Here is a 16,848-nt window from a genome sequence, read left to right as displayed (position 1 = left end):
CGCTCTATAATGATATAATTTAGTATCAAAAGGTTTGTTTTACTATCACTTAATCGCGAAAAACCATCTATTTGTTTTAATTAAATCTTGAAAAGTGGGGATGTGCATGTTCATTCAAAATGCAATGGGAAAAGTCAATATTTCAAAACAAATAATCGCCAAGATTATTGGCATAGCTGTACATGCAACTAACGGTATCATATGCACGTCAACCGGAGTTGTCGGGAATATCACGAATTGGTTAGGCGGGAACCGTATACAAAATGGAATCGAGTTAAAGGAAACGGACAGGGGATTGGATATTCACTTATGCGTAACTGTCCAACACCGGTTGAAAATGCCGGAAGTCTGCAAGATACTGCAATCTAATGTTCGGGAGGCCGTTGAGAAATTTACCGGATTAAGCATCGGCTCCATCAATGTAACTATTGTGGGGGTATCCGTCAAATGATCTCGGTAGAAAATGCAACCACCATCCTAAAGGCCGATGCACGGTCGGCGGTCGGTGCCAGGCTTAATCAAATGGCGTTGGAATATATGGCGTACACATTAGCCGGGTCCGAGAAGAAGAGCGTCGTTTCCGGTACTTTCCGCAAGCTGTGGAAGGGGAGTGAGAATCGCTTTAGTCATCAATATGCCTTTGAGGCCAGAGCCAACGGACAGACATTAGGAATGATCACATGTTATCCGGTCCCGGTGTTGAAACGCCTTGCATGGCCAACCTTTAAACAACTGCTTGCTCATCGAAAGTGGGAACTTATTGGATATAATCTTCAGCATGTTAAATCACTATATTCAATGATTACCATGAAAGAAGGTGAAGATGACGAATTCCATATCGGTACAATCGCCTCCTTACCGGAAAGCAGAGGTTTGGGTATGGGTTCGCGGCTACTTGCGTTTGCGGAGGAACAGGCCATTTTACAAGGATTTATCAAATGTTCCCTGACTGTAAAGAAGGAAAACGAACTTGCGTTTAAATTATATAACCGTATCGGCTACCAAATTACGGGGGAAATCAACAAGCCTGCTTTTTCGTTGTACCGGATGGTTAAAGTGCTTGTGTGACAGCATGGAGGGGGCTAGACACACCTTAGCTATACACCAAATGACAAAGCAACGAGCAAGGGTTCTTATATCCCCTGCTCGATCTTCTTGTATAGTCTTCCTTAAGCACATTCGCAAATCAGCTAGTTCGCCGCACCATCAGCTCCGTCGGAAATACTTCTTCAACCGGAGCGACTGGCTCCCCGTCGGTTTCAATCGACTTGATCATCAGCTTGGAAGCGGCTGCGGCCAATTCGTTGATAGGGTGGCGAATGGTCGATAAGCTCAGCAGTTCGGAAACGGTCGGCATATCATCGATGCCTAACACGGCGAGTTGTTCCGGGACGGCCAGCTCCAAATCCTTGCAGGCCTTTAAAGCCCCGATGGCGGAAATATCGTTCAAACAAAACAACGCCTGAGGCAGTTGGTTGCTTTGAGCCAGGTTCACCACGGTATCGTATCCGAATTTCTCCGTCATATCGCCCGTCAACACGGTCGTCAGCCTGCCATGCTGCTGCAGGGCCTCGCTCGCTCCGTTCAGCCGGTCGTCGAATCCGGGAACCTGTCCGTGCGGATACGTCAAAATGATCAAATTGTCATAGCCGCGGGACAACAAGTGGTTCACCCCGGTTTGGCCGCTTTGGAAGTCGTTGACGCGCAGCACGTGCGCTCCATAGGACAAATTGTGGCGTCCTACCGTAATGACCGGCACGCGCAGATCCATCAATTTAGGCATGAATTTTTCCGTTTCCATCGTTGCTTTGACGATAATCCCGTCGACCATCTGGACGTTCATAAAGATTTCTTCAAAGTCCAGCAGGATGATTTTATATCCCAAGGCCTTTAGCTGCTGCTTGATGACTTTGGCGAAGTGGAGAAAGTATAAGTCTTCAAAATAACCGTCTCCGTCATAGATACTATCGGACAACACCAGCCCGATCGTATGCATTCTGCCGGTAATCAGGCTTTTGGCCACAGGGTTGACTTGATACCCCAGCTTTTTGATCGAGAGACGGATTTTCTCCCTTGTCCCCGCACCCATTTTCTGAAAGTTGCCGTTTAGAAAATGGGAGACCGTCGCGGGCGATACGCCCGCGTCTTTGGCGACTTGAACCAAGGTAACCCTTTTATTCGTCATGTTCAAACCTCTATTTCTTTATGTTTTACGAAGTTTCTCTGAGTTAACGCGGGCGTCTGTCCAGCACGCCGGGCAGCTCGGGGAACACTTGATGCGGCTCGGTCTGATACCAATAGGATACGGAGCTCACGTCGTCGCTTCTTTCGAACAAAGCTTTCCCGTCATGTCCGATCTGTTGAACCGTGACCCGCAAATCCTCCTCAAACAAAATGGGGTCAAGTATATGCCAACGATAGAAGCCGCGCATCGGACAAGCCGCTCCATCGTAAATATGCGCTCTTGTCGTATCTGTTACCGCAAAATACGGAAAACCCATAAATGGGGTGGAGTACGTCTGCTCATGAACCGGGTTGCCGTTGTCGGGTTTTACAAATCCCCAGGCGCCGCCGAAGTAATCCTCTGCTCCCGTACCGCAAATCGTCGGCCAATCCCGGTCGCCGTCGAGGTAAAATTTCACTTCCCCTTCGCCGTACCAGTAGCGGGACAAGGAGGTCCAGGCCATATAGGTGCCGATATATTTCCCTCTTCCTTTAATTCCATCAATAATCGTATAATCCTGCTTTAGCTTGGTCGGATTTTCCCGGCGGAATTGAGCGTGGAAATATTCCGTATCCTCCGGAAGCTCATCGACCAGCATGTAATCGAATTGATAAAAGAAGGCCTCAATTTCCTGAGGATGTTCATTCGTAATGGTTACTTTGGCCGCCTTTCTAAAAGGCATTGCAAAGTAACTGTTCATGCCGCCGACCGGATTGACCACAATCGGCATGGAGTTGACGACCGCTCTGTCGCCAAAGCCATTGCAGAAGAAATCGCCTAATGGAACTTCCACGGACGGGGCTTCCTCACCGTCCCAATACATCCGCAGCACCAGGTCGCGTAATACGAACCAGCCGGATTCGGTCTGATCGGTTACGGTCATCCAGATATGCTGGATGATGCCGGGACCCTCGATATCGACGAGCGTCGCGGTCTCGCCCTCAGCGAGCGAGATGAAGGCCTTGCCTTTCCGGGCCACTCCCAACGGGCCGGCCGCTTGTCCGCCTTCGCCCTTCAAGCCGTGCGGATTTTCCGCGGTGATCGCTCTGCTTCTTCCTTTTATTCTACCAAAAAGCTGATTCATCGATTGCATGGGTATCTCTCTCCTTGTCTCTTATCCTTTGACTGCACCGTCGGACACACCAGCCATCACGTACTTGTTCAGGAACAGATAAGTGATGATAATCGGAACAATGCTGATACAGATGGCCGCAAACGTCTGGCCCCAATCCGTCGCGCCGAACGCCCCGATAAAATCCTGGAGCCCGACGGCGATCGTTTTGTATTGCTTGTCATTCGTAAAGGTGTTGGAAAAAATAAAATCATTCCAGATGAAGATGAAATTGATTGAGGCGACCGTGACCGTCGTGTTGATGGTCAGCGGCGAAATGATTTTATAAAACACCTGATAGATATTGCAGCCGTCGATGGTGGCGGCCTCAATCAATTCATTCGGTACGTAGCTGTAAAAGCTGGTGAAGATCAAAATCGACAACGGCAGGGCAAAGCCGACTTGCGGCAGAATCAATGCCAGGTAGGAGTTCAGCATCCCGTAGTCTTTGTACATAATAAACAGCGGGATTAAAGTCACCTGAATCGGGATCATGATGCCGATCGTAAAGAACAAAAGCAGCTTTGAATTCAGTTTGAAATTCATTTTGACGAGCGCAAAACCCGCTGTTGCGCTGAGGAAGACAATCAGTGCCAAACAGCTGAAGGTCACGATAGCGGTATTTTTGATATACAGCAGCAGGCTGCTTTCACTGAACACGTCGGCGTAGTTGGCGAAAGACCATACGGTGGGCAGCGAAAACGGCTTGGTCGTCAACTCGATGCTCGACTTGAAGCTGGACAACAGCAGCCAGATCACTGGATAAATTTGCACGATCAAAATCGCGATAACGATAAAATACAGCAGGAAGGATAAGGCCGTTTTTTTGGATCGCATATTATGCGCCTCCTTTCCTGGAATTAAAGATACTCCGGATGATCAGGACGGCAAGCAGGCTTTCGAGAACGATAAAGACAGCGATCGCGCTCCCGTAACCGTATTGGATCGTGGAGAATGCTTTTTTGTACATATAGGTCGTGACCAGCTCGGTCGACGAACCCGGCACGCCGATGATATAAGGGATATCGAAGCCGCGCAGCGCGCCGGTGGTGCACATGATCAGCGCCAGACTCAGCACGTGCTTGATGCTCGGTAGCTTGATATAACGGATTAACTGCCACCCGTTAACGCCGTCGATGGTGGCGGCCTCCTCGATTTCTTTCGGGATGGCGATCAGCGCCGCGTAAAAGATCACCATGTACATCCCGGTAAAACGCCAGCCTTCGGGAATAGAGACGGCGATCAATGCGGTGTGCGGGTCGGATAACCAGGCGTTTTGCAGATGACCAAGCCCGATCCACTCCAGAAACATGTTGAGCAGGCCTAGCGGCTGCAAGGAATAGAAGTTGCGGAACATCTGGGCGATGGCGACGGTGACCACGACAGCCGGCAAGTAATATAACGTTCTGAAAACGCCGGCCCCTTTTTTGACGTACGAGAGCAACAGCGCGAAAAACAAACCGATGAACACTTGCATCAACACGACGATGACAACGTAGATCAGATTGTTTTGCACGGAGTTCCAGAAGTAAGGGTCTTGAAACATTTTGATATAATTGCCCAGCCCGATGTATTTGGCGTCCTTAATGCCGTTCCAATCTTGAAAGCCGTAGTTCAGCGACTGGATGATAGGAACAAACACAGTCCCCAAATAAAAGAGCAGGGCGGGAGTGACAAAGACCAACCATGCCTTCTTATCTTTGAGTACATTCATGTGGAATCTCTCCATTGATTCAGATTGACAAACTTAGGAGGAAAAGTCCCCGCCCGGACCATAGGCGGACCGGGCAGGGGGACAATTTGTATCAGCGCGGACTGATTTAGTTGCCCGCGTTTTGGGCGATAGTGTCGTCGACTTGTTTGGCGAACTCTTCCGGAGTCATGCCCCCCATGGCCAATTTCATGATCAAATCGCTCATGACGGAGTTCGTATTGGCATCCAGCAACGTATCCCAAGGCTTGGCAAATTCCGAACCGTAGTTGTCCATATCCTGTTTGATCCGCAGGAACAGCTCGGAGAATTGGGACTCGTCTTCAATCGTGAATTTCAGCGGGGACATCTGCTGTTTAGCCACGTAGACGTCGCTGTAATTGTTCAGGACGAAGCTGAGGAAGTCCTTGGCGGTTCCTTCAAATTTGTCGGCGGTCGCCGCCAGGCCGATCCCGCTGTTGCCGAAAAATTCGTTATCCGGCGTTTTGGCTCCTGTCATCGTCGGCAGGTAGAAGTAGTCGACGTTCCCCTTCATGTTATCCGGCAGATTTTCGTCCACGAAGGACGGAATTTCCCAGGTGCCCATGCGGTACATGGCAGCTTCGCCGTTAAGGAACATGTTGAGTGCAGTCGTGTAATCCGTCGTGGCGAACCCTTGCTGGAAGTATTGGCCGATTTCGGAGACGAAGTTCGCTGCTTGCATACCGGTTTCGTCGGCCATTTTAGCCTCGCCCTGGCTCAGATTGCGGGCAAATTCGTTCCCGGTGGCGCGGAACGGAATCATCGCCGCATAGCGCAGCACGGGCCAGACATCCACGCCGTCAACGGCGATCGGAGTGATGCCCTTCTCTTTAAGTGACTTGCTGACGGCAAGCATATCGTCAATCGTTTTCGGAACAGATAGATTATTGTCCGCGAAGATTTGCTTATTATACCAAGTCATCTCCAAATGATATTCCAAAGGGAGAAGATACAGGCTGCCATCGGGCAGCTCCTGGTATTTCAGCGCAGGTTCATAGAACTGATCATACAGGCCCTGCTCGTCCAGGAATTGCTTCATATCAACCAGCATGCCGGCTTCCGCCAGTTCCTGAGCGTAGGGATCGGCGTCCGTATCGATAAATTCCGGAACCTCGCCGGAAGCGACGAGCGTTCTCAGCTTGGTCAAATACGAAGGTCTGTCGGCCGTCACCTGGATATCCAGCTTGAATCCGGGATGTTCCTCGGCATAACGGTCCGCCAGCTCCCGAACGGTTTGCACGATCGCCCCGTTCTCTGGCCGGGCTGTCAGCCAGGTAATCGTTTTACCCGTGCTGACTGCGGATGAATTCCCCTGATCCTTGGCGTCGTTTCCGGTGTTCTTGTTCGCTGAGCCTCCGCAGCCTGCGAGAGCGGTTGCAAGCAAAGCGGAAATAACGATAAGAGAGAAGAGCTTAAACTTTCGGTTGTTTTTTGCCATTTCATAACCCCCATTATGGATTTATCTTTAAAAATCTCATGGAGAGACTTTTAAATTCGCAGTAGATTAACGCATTTCCGCCGTCTTGATCTTGATGTCTTGAACTTTAACGGTACCTTCATTGGCATAAAAACCAAGGTAGCCGGTTTGGAAGTTATAGATCCGCGTGGTCATCGCGACCATATCGTTAACGTAAAGGCATAAAATATCGTCCTCTAAAATCAGCTTGACGTGGATTTGTTCATGCTCCGCAAAGCGGAACGGACGCTCCAATTCGATCATTTGCGGTCTGTCGCCGGCGATTTGCCATTGGAAGAAGCCGGGCTCGGTTCTGGGCCACATATCGAAAGCAATCCGGTTGTGGAACGGATCAAATTTGATGAAATAGCCGGTGTCGAGCGCCTTGTCAGTGCGCAGCGCGATGCCGAAATCCTTGACCTCACTCCAGTCCGTAAACGCGGCTTCGATCAGAACCTGGGCAGGAAGATCATTCAAGACCCGGTAAGCCAGTCCATCGGGAGAAGCCAGTTCGAAGCGGCGGCCGTCCTGGCGGCAGTTGCTTTCCGCTTGAGGAAGGAGGTCGGTCTCGGTATTAAAATGCTCATAGATGGCTTGGGGCATCCTGACGAGCAGATCGCCGCCATCATTTTGGTAAATTTCATGCACGACCAGGGTTCCGGCCCATTCCCAATCGTTGTAATCGTTCGCCCCTTTCTTGGAAGGGACCCAGCCGAACGCGTACCTTTGCCGCCCGTCCGAGGCGGTCTTCGCCGCGTAAAATCCTCTGCCGTCAAAGGTGTCCGGGATCGGGGAAGTGTACTGACCCTCGCTGCTCTTGCTCTTCTTATAATGCGTGACGAACTTCTCGCTGAACGTCGAGTAGACCAGGTAATGCCAGTCTCCCATTTGAAAATAATCCGGACATTCCATCGTGATATACTTGTCCGGATCGTAGAACGGTTCGCGATAACTCCAGTTCACGAGATCATCCGAAGCGAGGAGGGCGATGCAACCGCCTTTTTTCTCGGAGGAGTTCATTAACCTGGAGGTCACGAGCATCCAGTACTCTTGCCGTTCGTCGTTGAAAAACACGAACGGATCGCGCCAATCGAACTGCTCGTAGATCACCCCGTCGCCATACAGCTTGAAATCGGCATCCTTCGTCCAATGAATTCCGTCGGTGCCGGTGGCCTTCAATACAACCTGCAAGGGCTTGCCGTCTACGCTGAACTCGGCGTTGGGATTGTGCCCGGTATAAAAAAGGTGGTACAAGCCGTCTTGGTCCTTGATCACGGAACCGGTATAAGCGTTGCGGTCCGGCTCGGTTTCGCCGCCGTTTGGCAGCGCGACCCCGTAATTTTCAAAATCCAGGCCGTTTTTGGTGGTGATCAGGTTCCACGTCGTATGATTTCCGTAATCGCCGCCTGCTCTTTGATCATGAAGATAGTAGAGCTTATACTCTCCACGGTCATAGAACGGAATGACGTCTCCAACCCATCCGTCTTTCGGTTTGTAAAATACTTTTTTCATCTTGTCATCTCCATTTAGTAAAACGTTTTACAAACACATAATAGCATAATTTATTTTATTGTCAACGGTTACATTTCAAGTATCAATGAGTTACATTGTTAGAATTCATTATATACAAAAGTTATTATGGTAAAACGTTTTTCAACATAGTAAAATAATGTGGAAGCACTTTCAGTTAAAGCGTATGCTTCCGAAGCGAGTTTTGCCGAAGAACATTCAGGAAGTAACGCTCAGAAAACTTTGAGGAGGAATTAATTTATGCGAATCGGTGCGATTGAAGCGGGAGGCACGAAATTTATATGCGGGGTCGGAAATGAACAGGGGGAAATTCTCGAACGGATCAGCTTTCCGACGGAAGCGCCGGAGACCACGTTGGAGCAAGCGGTTGCGTTTTTTCGGGACAAGGGCGTTGAGGCGATCGGTATCGGGTCCTTTGGCCCGATCGATCTGGATCGTTCCAGTCCCGCCTACGGGCGGGTGACCACGACGCCGAAGCCGGGATGGGCAGGGTTTGACTTCGTCGGGTATATGAAGCGCTTCTTTCCGGTGCCGGTCGGTTTCGATACCGACGTGAACGCGGCGGTTTTCGGCGAGGCGAAGTGGGGCGCGGCCCAGGGACTGGATAGCTGCGTTTACTATACGATCGGGACGGGCGTCGGCGTTGGGGTGTATGCGGAAGGTAAATTGGTGCACGGTCTGGTCCATCCGGAAGGGGGGCATGTCTTGACTCGTCGGCACCCGGAGGACCCTTTCAAAGGGGTTTGTCCTTTTCATGGGGACTGCCTGGAGGGGATGGCCAGCGGACCCGCAATCGAAAAGCGCTGGGGAGTAAAAGGAAGCGAATTGCCGGATGATCATCAAGCATGGGAGATGGAAGCTTTCTATCTGGCGCAGGCCCTTTCGGGAGTCATCCTGCTGCTGTCGCCGAAAAAAGTGATTCTCGGCGGCGGGGTCATGCATCAGAAGCAGTTGTTCCCGTTAGTCCGCAAGCTAGTGGCCCGGAACTTAAACGGCTATGTGGTGGCTCCGGACATTCTTGACGAAATGGACAATTACATCGTGCCCCCGGGCCTGGGCGATAACGCCGGATTATGCGGTGCCCTTGCGCTCGGAATCGAGGCTGCTAAATAGCGTTTCTAACACCGTTGTTTTTTCTTCATGCCGAGTTTCTATCTTGACTGCGAAAGGGGAGGGATATGATGTATCACGTGCTGGTAGCGGACGATGAGCCGCGCCACCGCCGCGGCATCGCGGAGATGATCAAGACCTATCGGCCGGATTATCGGTTGTTTATGGCCAGGGACGGAGGGGAAGCCTTGCGCATTGCCCTGGATAACCGGATTGATATTCTTTTTACGGATATTCGCATGCCCCATATGGACGGCCTTGCGTTGATCGAGCAATTACGAGCGCGCGGCGAATCGATGAAAATCGTCATCCTCAGCGTGTACGGGCACTTCGATTACGCCAGGCAGGCGCTTAAGCTCGGCGCGTTCGATTACTTGCTCAAACCGCTGGAATCCAAAGATATCGCGGACATGCTGGACAAGCTGGACGCTGCGATCGAAAAAGAACAGCTAAGCGTTCAAGACCGGGTGCAACTCAAGGAGAAGCTCAGTTCGGCCATCCCCGTCTATGAGCAGCATCTGTTTAGCCTTTGGCTGCGTTCGGCCGCGAATGAAGACCAGCTTCGGGAAATCGAACGGCGGGTGCCGCAGGGACAGGCCGGATTCGTCCTCGTTGCCAAGTTTTCCAGACCCGAGATCGATGAGAAGTATCGGGGCGAGGAATTCGCGGAAGTGAAGACCAGCCTCAAGGGTTGGATGAGCCAAGTGACCGAACCGATCGGTCCGGCTCTATCCTTTTACCTTGACGGTGACGAGCCTATGCTTGTCTCCGTCATTGCACCCGCGCATTCCCTGGAATGGCTGATGAAGAGAGAGGCTGAGCAGTTAATCCGATTCATCGAACAGATTCGCCAGGAATTCGGGCTTACTCTATCCATCGGCGTGGGTGACGGCGTCGCTGATCTATATCGCGAAGCGCCCCGTTCCTTCAAGCAAGCTTTGCATGCGCTGGACTACGCGTTTTACTGCGGCGGCGGGAAACTGATCGTCAATTACGAAATCGCTTACAATCCGTCCAAGCCGTCGCTGGAGTTGATTCCCGCCGATACTGGAATCGCGGCCGCCGTGGCGAACCGGGACCGGGAAACTGCGCTGGAGGCCTTGAACTTGTTGATCCGGCAGCTGTTGGATGGCGACTACCCTTCTCCCGCTCACTTGAAGCACAGCATTCTGTACGTGCTGGTGAACCTGGTCAAAGCCAGCGAAGCGTCCATACGGAGCGAGGAAGCCGGCAATTTCATTTCCGAGATGGAATTTCAGATTCCCGCTTGCGCCACGCTTGAGGAAGTCAAGGAGAAAGCCGGCTATTATTTGCATCGGATCATCGATAGTATCGAGAGCCGGAAAAATAACAAAAACGAGCGGATCATTGCGATGTGCAAAGCATATCTCGCGGAGCATTACATGGAAGACCTGTCGCTGGAGCATGTCGCCAAACGGTTCTTTTTCAGCGCCGCCTACTTCAGCAGCTTTTTCAGGGCGCATACTTCGATGACATTTACCGAATATTTGCTGCGGCTCCGAATGGATAAAGCCAAGGAAATGCTGAAGGACGGGACCCGAAAAATTTCCGAGGTTGCCCTAAGCGTGGGCTTCAGGGATGCGGGGTATTTTACCCGGATCTTCAAGCGGGAAACCGGCCTGTCACCGGAGGAATTTCGTAAGAAGGACCTGTTGTAGGTGACGCCCATGAGACTGAAAAACAAGCTGGTTTTATCCTACATCGTTTTGATAACGCTTCCCCTCGCGACCTTAGGGGCAGGTGCTTTCTATGCCAGCAAAAATATCATGCTTAGGCTGGCCCGGGACAATGTGACGGAAATCGTGCACAAAAACAATCAAATTATCGACGAACGGTTGAAAATCATTCAGGACGACAGCCTTTCCCTGATGGTCGAATGCGACCTGTTCCAAATTTTTAGCGGCCCCGCGCCTGCCCAAAGCGAACTGCTCGCGACAAATAAGCGGGTTACGGAGATTTTGAACCGTTATTTCTCGCAATCCCGGGATTTGTATTCGGTGGAGCTTGTAACCCGCGCCTTCGTATACGGAAGCAAAGCGCGCAATACGTATCCGCCGGACCATTTTTACGAGTCCGGGCTATATCGGCAAGCCGCCGAACAGAAGGGGCGTTTGGCCTGGGTGCCGACGTATAATTACAGCTTGATGCATCAATTGCCGGATTTGGCCAGCGCCGATATCGAATACCGGTATTTATTTTCCGCCGTGCGGCAAATGAATCCTTCCTGCGTTCGGGGCGACACCATCGTGCGGGCTGGGGAAGGGGCGGAGAAGCCGATTCTGGTGATGAATTTCCGGGATCATGTCTATGCCGATATTTTCCGGAACAGCGTTCAAATCGAGGGTGCGGTTTTTTTGGTGACCGGCACGGACGGCACGATTATTTCCCATGCGAACGCGGAACTCGTCGGAGATCAACCAAGCTTGCCTTGGCTGGGCGAAGTGCAAAATCGCGGCAGCGGATCTTCTTACGTGACGGTGGACGGAAAACGAATGCTCGCTTGCTACGCGACATCCGCCATCACGGGATGGACGTCGGTTGTACTCATTCCCCCCGGCGCGTTAACCCAAGATATCGCGCAGACGATCACCTTCTTTATCCTGACTCTTGGCGCATCGCTGCTGCTGCTTTCACTGCTGTTCGCCTACCTGATTTCCATGCGGATTACCTCGCCGGTCCGCAAGCTGCTGCTCGCCATCAAACGGGTCGGCGGCGGCGACTTCAACGCCAAAATCAAGGTGGAGGGAAAGGACGAGCTGGGGCATGTGCTGATGAAGTTCAACAGCATGAACGAGAAAGTGAAGCAGCTGATCGACGAAAATTATGTGGCCAAACTCCGGGAGCGAGAAACGGAAATTCTGGCGCTGAACATCCAGCTTAACCCCCATTTTTTGTACAACACGCTGAATATCATCAATTGGATGGCCGTTTACGGCGAGAAGGAGCAGGTCAGCCGAATGTTGGTCAGCTTGTCCCGCATGCTGCATTATACGACGGACAACCGCAAGGATTCGATGCCGCTGTCCGAGGATATCGGGTGGCTGCAGGATTATATCGTCATCATGTCCAACCGGTTCGAGCATCGCTTTCGGGTTGATTTCAACATCGAGCCGGAACTGATGGAAGCCAGCGTACCGAAGCTGTTCCTGCAACCGCTGGTGGAGAATGCGATCATTCATGGCTTCCGGGATATGGAAAGCGGCGGCCTCATTACGATCTACGGACACAGGCTTGGGGACGATATCGAGTTCTGCGTGGAGGACAACGGCAGCGGGATCGAGCCGGAACGCTTGAAGGAGGCGCTGGCCGAGAACTCCTCCCACATCGGGATCCATAACGTCGACAAACGGATCAAGCTGCTTTACGGCGAACGATACGGCATCGACATTGAGTCCGTTCCGGAGCTCGGCACGCGGGTCAAGCTGGTGATCCCTTATGGAAAGCCTTAAAGAGGATGGTCAAAAAGTCGTCTTCCCATGATGAAGCAGTTTCAGGGAGCGGAATCGACGTCGAATCTTGAATTGAGCGAAAAATCGTACAGGAAACGAAAAAACGTCCCATAGGCTTTCACGGGCGGCGCTTTTACAATGAGAGCAAGCGGCTGCAGCGCTTACACTGAAAATCGGGGGGAGCATTCCATGACAAACAGAACGGGAAAACGGAAGGTAACGTTTATTCTCCTAATGAGCCTGGCGTTATTTGTAACCGCTTGCGGAACGGGAGGCGGAAGCTCGCAATCGAACGCTGGCCAGAACGGCGGAGATAACGCGGGGGCGAATCGCGAAGAAAAGGTAACGTTAAAATTTACTTTCTGGGGCAGCCCGGAGGAAAAGAAAGCGGTCGAATCGGCCATCCAAGCCTTTGAGCAGAAGAACCCGAACATCACCATCAACCCCATGCACATTCCGGGCACGGATTTTCTGCAGAAGCTCAATGCCATGATCGCCGGCAACGAGGCGCCGGACATCAGCTATTCGGCCGCCTGGAAATTGAAAATGGGCGAGGAAGGGCTGATCCACAACTTCTTCGATTTAATGAAAGAGGATCCGAGCATCAAGAAAGAGGATTACCTGGAGTATGCCTGGTGGAACTGGGACAAGGACCAAAGCGCCGGACCGTATCAGGCGTCCGTCGTCCCTTCCCTGATGTACAACGCGGATATGTTCAAGGAAGCGGGAGTGGAGCTGCCGCCTACCAAGGCGGAAGAGGCGTGGACCTGGGAGGAGTTCGTGGACGCAGCCAAACAGCTGACGCTCGACCGGAACGGCAATCATCCGGACGATCCGGGCTTCGATCCGAAGAACATCAAGCAATACGGCGTTAAATTTAGCCTCGGCTGGTCGTCTTATATGCCGATGGTTCTCTCCAATGGCGGGGATTACTTGACGGAGAACGGCCAGGAATTCGGGTTGTCCAAACCGGAAGCGACCGAAGCGCTGCAAAGAATAGCCGATTTGATTAACGTGCACCACGTCGCGCCATCGCCGGTTCAGGCCAGCAGCATTCCCGCTCCGGCGACCGCCTTGCAGTCCAAAAAAGTGGCGATGATCATCGACGGCAGCTGGAATCACCTCGATTTGAGCAAAACCAACATCAACTGGGGCGTTGGCGTGCTGCCGGTTATCAAGGACTACAAAACGTTCTTCCTTGGCGGTTCCCTGATTATTTTCAAAAGCTCGAAGCACCCGAAGGAAGCTTGGGAATTCTCCAAATTCCTCACCGATCCGCAAAACGTGCTCGATTTGCACCAAGGTTTGTGGATGCCGCAGCTCAATAAATGGTACGAGGATCCGGAATTGATCGATGAGTGGGCGAATGAGGAGTTGCCTGGAAGACCGGCCGGCTTCCAGGATGCCGTGATGCGCTCCACCTATGAACATGCTGAGCCGTCACCGGAAAACAACGTCAAAAACTTCGTCGAAATTGATGCTGCGGTCGCCGCGGCTCTGGATCAGGTGTGGCTCGGCGAGAAAACGGCCGAGCAGGCCATGAAAGTAGTGGAGACGATAGTGAAGCCGCTGGTGCAGGGCACTTATTTGAAATAACGAAGCGCTGTGCGGAGCAGTCGCCGCCGCATACCCATTGCCAGCGGCGGCCTTCGCCAGGGCGTTTCGACGGAGGGGGACTTGCTTGTGGACACCATCTCTGCCCGGAGCGGGAATCGGTTGCGGAACAAGCGCCATACCAATCGAAGAGATCTTTACGGCTGGCTGTTTGCCATGCCGGCGATTCTGGGCTTGCTGATCTTTACGCTCGGCCCGATGATATACAGCCTGTACATGAGCTTTACCGATTACACCGGATCGAATTCGCCGACCTTTACCGGTCTCGACAATTACAGACGGATGTTCAGTGGCGAGGATCCGTATTTTTACAAGTCGCTGGCCGTTACGTTTTACTTCGTTATCCTTAGCGTGCCGACCGGCATCATTTACTCCTTTCTGCTGGCGATTCTCCTGAATCAGAACGTCAAAGGAAAGTCGATCTTCCGTACGATTTTTTATCTGCCTTCGATCGTGCCGATCATCGCCATTTCATTTATTTGGCTGTGGCTGCTCAATCCCGATCTCGGCCTGGCCAACGAGCTGCTGCGCTCGCTGGGCCTGCCGGGCAGCCAATGGATTTTCGGCGAGAAATCGGTCGTTCCTTCTCTGGCATTAATGAATTTGTGGACGACGGGCGGAACGATGATTATTTTCCTGGCGGGCTTACAGGATATTCCCCGGTCGCTGTACGAAGCGATTGAAATGGACGGCGGGTCGAGGCTGGCCAAACTGCGGCATATTACGATTCCGATGATGACGCCGACGATCTTCTTCAACCTAATTATGGGCATCATCAACGGCTTTCAGGTGTTCTCGCAGGCTTATGTCATGACGAACGGCGGCCCCAATAACGCCAGCTTGTTTTATGTGTTCTATTTGTACAGGGAAGCCTTCCAGTTCTCGCGGATGGGGAGCGCCAGCGCGATTGCCTGGGTGCTGTTCGTGATTATTATGGTGTTGACGTATGTCGTGTTCAGGACATCGAATAAATGGGTTTATTATGAGGGGGATGGCGCGCGATGAGAGCCAAGGCTTGGTTTGAAAAAGGGCTGATCTATCTGGTGCTGGCGGCCGGTGGGATCTTCAGCCTGCTGCCGCTGGTATGGCTCATACGCAGTTCCTTGATGAATATGGGCCAAATTTTCGAGCTGCCGCCCGTGTGGATTCCCAACCCCGTTCAATTTTCCAATTACAGCGAGGCGCTGACCATCCTGCCTTTTGGCCGGTATTTCGTGAACACGGTGATCATCGTCGTCTTTTCGGTGCTGGGGGTTATTGTGACCAGCTCGATCAGCGCTTACAGCTTTGCTCGAATGAGATGGCGGGGCCGGGAACTTGTATTCGGCCTGCTGCTGTCCAGCATGATGCTGCCGTACGCGGTTACGCTGATCCCGACGTTTATCGGTTGGAGCAAAGTGGGATTAACCAATTCCTTCATCCCGCTGATCGCTCCGGCTTGGTTTGGCGGCGGCGCGTTCAACATCTTTCTGCTGCGCCAGTTCTATCTCAGCATCCCCCGGGATCTGGATGAAGCGGCATACGTGGACGGAGCCGGTCATTTGCGGATATTCCGTTCGATCATCCTGCCGCTCACCAAACCCGCGCTGATCGTCGTCGGTTTGTTTTCCTTTTTGGCCGCGTGGAACGATTTTCTCGGTCCGCTCGTTTATTTGAGCGACGAAACCAAATATACGCTGGCTCTCGGGCTGCAGCAATTCAAAGGCATGTATTCGGCCGAATGGCATCTGATGATGGCGGCGGCCACCGTGGTGCTGCTTCCGGCGATTATCGTCTTTTTCATCGGGCAGCGTTATTTCATCGAAGGGATCACGTTAACGGGGATTAAGGCTTGATTTGGAATGCGAGGGAGGAGAAGAGGAAGTATGAACGAGTTATATTTGCGTAAAGAAGGAACATCCCGCCGGCAATCGAGCTGGGATCAAACGGGCGGTAACCGGGACTTTTTCGTGATTGGGGCCGGGCAAACCGCGGCGATTGCGGAAATCGCCGGTTCGGGCGTGATTCAGCATATTTGGATGACCATCGCGGCGAAGAACAAATACGCGTTCCGCAAAGTATTGATCCGGATGTTTTGGGATGACGAACAGGAACCAAGCGTGGACTCGCCGGTCGGCGACTTCTTCGGCGTCGGGCACGGCGTGGCCAGCCACTATGTGTCCGCGCCGCTTAATATGATCACGACCCAGGGCGTGATTGAAGACAAAGCAGCGATGAACTGCTTTTTTGAAATGCCGTTCCGCAAGGGAGCCCGGATCGAAATCGTCAATGAGTGCGAGGACGAAATGGTCTTGTACTTTTACGTGGATTATGTGGAAAAAGCAGTGCCGGACGACAGCTTCTACTTCCATGCATCCTGGCGCAGGGAGAATCCGACACAGGGATTGGTGGACCTGTCCGCACTGAAAGCGGAGCACGATCAGCAGGACAAGGCTAATTACTCCGACCAGAAAGTATATGAGCTGAAAAATCTGACCGGAGACGACAATTACGTCCTGCTTGATGCGGTTGGGGAGGGCCACTACGTGGGCTGCAACCTGAGCATCGACCATCTGAACCCGATGCCGGGCTTCAGCTGGCCGGGGGAAGGGGACGACATGT

15 protein-coding genes are annotated in these 16,848 nt (G+C 52.2%); 9 read left to right on the top strand and 6 right to left on the bottom strand.

The genetic code is table 11. From position 1 onward, the window contains the following. Positions 1-124 precede the first annotated feature (124 nt). Both TX85_RS23875 and TX85_RS23870 read left to right on the top strand, forming a co-directional pair. The gene (locus tag TX85_RS23875; RefSeq protein WP_233500852.1) at positions 125-451 is read left to right on the top strand and encodes an Asp23/Gls24 family envelope stress response protein; all 327 of its coding nucleotides are present in this window, start codon (positions 125-127) and stop codon (positions 449-451) included. After that, complete coding sequence (locus tag TX85_RS23870; protein ID WP_044482413.1) at positions 448-1,068, top strand: GNAT family N-acetyltransferase; 621 nt, start codon at positions 448-450, stop codon at positions 1,066-1,068. Before TX85_RS23875 ends, TX85_RS23870 begins: the two co-directional genes overlap by 4 nt. 118 nt (positions 1,069-1,186) lie before the next feature. Here the strand turns inward: TX85_RS23870 and TX85_RS23865 are convergent, their stop codons facing one another. From TX85_RS23865 to TX85_RS23840, 6 genes are all read right to left on the bottom strand, one after another. After that, positions 1,187-2,185: a LacI family DNA-binding transcriptional regulator gene (locus TX85_RS23865; protein WP_044482412.1), complete on the bottom strand. Its 999-nt coding sequence runs from the start codon at positions 2,183-2,185 to the stop codon at positions 1,187-1,189. A 43-nt stretch (positions 2,186-2,228) separates the two neighbouring features. Continuing rightward, complete coding sequence (locus TX85_RS23860) at positions 2,229-3,317, bottom strand: glycoside hydrolase family 172 protein (RefSeq protein ID WP_044482411.1); 1,089 nt, start codon at positions 3,315-3,317, stop codon at positions 2,229-2,231. Between the two features lie 21 nt (positions 3,318-3,338). Continuing rightward, positions 3,339-4,172, bottom strand: coding sequence for a carbohydrate ABC transporter permease (locus TX85_RS23855; RefSeq protein ID WP_044482410.1), 834 nt, complete (start codon positions 4,170-4,172; stop codon positions 3,339-3,341). 1 nt (position 4,173) lies between these two features. Continuing rightward, positions 4,174-5,049 carry a carbohydrate ABC transporter permease gene (locus TX85_RS23850; RefSeq protein ID WP_044482409.1) on the bottom strand — a complete coding sequence of 292 codons (876 nt, stop codon included), beginning with the start codon at positions 5,047-5,049 and terminating at the stop codon, positions 4,174-4,176. Positions 5,050-5,155: 106 nt separating this feature from the next. Further along, positions 5,156-6,505 (bottom strand): ABC transporter substrate-binding protein, encoded by a 1,350-nt coding sequence (locus tag TX85_RS23845; RefSeq protein ID WP_044482408.1) that lies wholly within the window; start codon positions 6,503-6,505, stop codon positions 5,156-5,158. 66 nt (positions 6,506-6,571) lie between these two features. Beyond that, positions 6,572-8,035, bottom strand: a complete 1,464-nt coding sequence (locus tag TX85_RS23840; protein WP_044482407.1) for a glycoside hydrolase family 32 protein — start codon at positions 8,033-8,035, stop codon at positions 6,572-6,574. A gap of 258 nt (positions 8,036-8,293) precedes the next feature. On the opposite strand from TX85_RS23840, the gene TX85_RS23835 reads away from it, so the two are divergent. The 7 genes from TX85_RS23835 to TX85_RS27885 form a co-directional block, all read left to right on the top strand. Beyond that, positions 8,294-9,166, top strand: a complete 873-nt coding sequence (locus TX85_RS23835; protein WP_044482406.1) for an ROK family protein — start codon at positions 8,294-8,296, stop codon at positions 9,164-9,166. A gap of 68 nt (positions 9,167-9,234) precedes the next feature. After that, on the top strand, positions 9,235-10,842 hold the full coding sequence (locus TX85_RS23830; protein ID WP_044482405.1) for a response regulator transcription factor: 1,608 nt from the start codon (positions 9,235-9,237) through the stop codon (positions 10,840-10,842). Between the two features lie 9 nt (positions 10,843-10,851). Next, the gene (locus TX85_RS23825) at positions 10,852-12,633 is read left to right on the top strand and encodes a cache domain-containing sensor histidine kinase (RefSeq protein ID WP_044482480.1); all 1,782 of its coding nucleotides are present in this window, start codon (positions 10,852-10,854) and stop codon (positions 12,631-12,633) included. A 189-nt stretch (positions 12,634-12,822) separates the two neighbouring features. Then, positions 12,823-14,229 (top strand): ABC transporter substrate-binding protein, encoded by a 1,407-nt coding sequence (locus tag TX85_RS23820; protein ID WP_044482404.1) that lies wholly within the window; start codon positions 12,823-12,825, stop codon positions 14,227-14,229. Between the two features lie 174 nt (positions 14,230-14,403). Then, positions 14,404-15,252: a carbohydrate ABC transporter permease gene (locus TX85_RS23815; protein WP_044482479.1), complete on the top strand. Its 849-nt coding sequence runs from the start codon at positions 14,404-14,406 to the stop codon at positions 15,250-15,252. Further along, the gene (locus tag TX85_RS23810; protein WP_044482403.1) at positions 15,249-16,082 is read left to right on the top strand and encodes a carbohydrate ABC transporter permease; all 834 of its coding nucleotides are present in this window, start codon (positions 15,249-15,251) and stop codon (positions 16,080-16,082) included. Before TX85_RS23815 ends, TX85_RS23810 begins: the two co-directional genes overlap by 4 nt. 30 nt (positions 16,083-16,112) lie before the next feature. Further along, the coding region (locus TX85_RS27885) for a glycoside hydrolase family 172 protein (protein WP_233500851.1) at positions 16,113-16,848 on the top strand (736 nt) is incomplete at its 3' end.

Source organism: Paenibacillus antibioticophila (assembly GCF_000455265.1).
Taxonomy (GTDB): domain Bacteria; phylum Bacillota; class Bacilli; order Paenibacillales; family Paenibacillaceae; genus Fontibacillus; species Fontibacillus antibioticophila.
Note: the sequence above shows the minus strand (reverse complement) of the source record. Positions and strands in the feature narration are given on the sequence as shown.